We start from the raw sequence: 790 nt of genomic DNA, 5'->3' as shown, positions 1-790 counted from the left end.
GAGTTCCTGATGGAAGAATGCTCAAACCTGGAGATCAGCCTGCCCGAACCGGGTGAGTATGGTGTTGGGATGATATTTTTTCCTAAGGATTCGGCCCAAAAGAAAGCTTGCCGTATAGTTATTACCAATGCTATTGAAAAGTTAGGCCTTGTAAAATTGGGTTACCGCAAATTAACCGTCGATTCAATGGCTGTTGGCGTAACTGCGCGCCAGGCCGAACCAGATGTTGAGCAGATCTTTATTGCCCGCCCGCACCATATTACCAATGCGGATGATTTTGAGCGCAAACTTTTCATATTAAGAAGGTATATCAATAAAACCATCACTGAAACTATAGCAGGAGCGGCCGAGCATTTTTATTTTACCTCGTTATCCTGTAAAACCATTGTTTATAAAGGGCAGGTAACAACCTACCAGCTGCGTAAATATTATGCTGATCTTACAGATCCGCGTATTGCTTCAGGCTTTGCCATGATCCACTCGCGTTTCTCAACAAATACTTTTCCATCGTGGAAACTGGCTCAGCCTTTCCGCCTGATAGCCCATAATGGCGAGATTAATACCCTGACAGGTAATTTAAACTGGTTTTATGCAGGCTTAAAATCATATGCTTCGTCGTACTTTACTGCCGAAGAAATGGAAATGCTGTTGCCGGTGATTGATAATAATCAATCGGACTCTGCTTGCCTGGATAACATTATTGAAATTCTGTTGCACTCTGGTCGCTCGTTACCCCATGTAATGATGATGCTGGTACCAGAAGCATGGGACGGCAACGTACATATGGATC

At 43.7% G+C, this 790-nt stretch carries 1 pseudogene; it reads left to right on the top strand.

Going from position 1 to position 790, the window contains the following annotated elements:
• Positions 1-790: pseudogene (locus AC1DPZ_RS28350) on the top strand (glutamate synthase subunit alpha); the annotation flags it as partial.

This window comes from Mucilaginibacter sp. P4_G9, from assembly GCF_056400985.1.
This window is presented reverse-complemented; position numbering and strand designations above follow the sequence as displayed.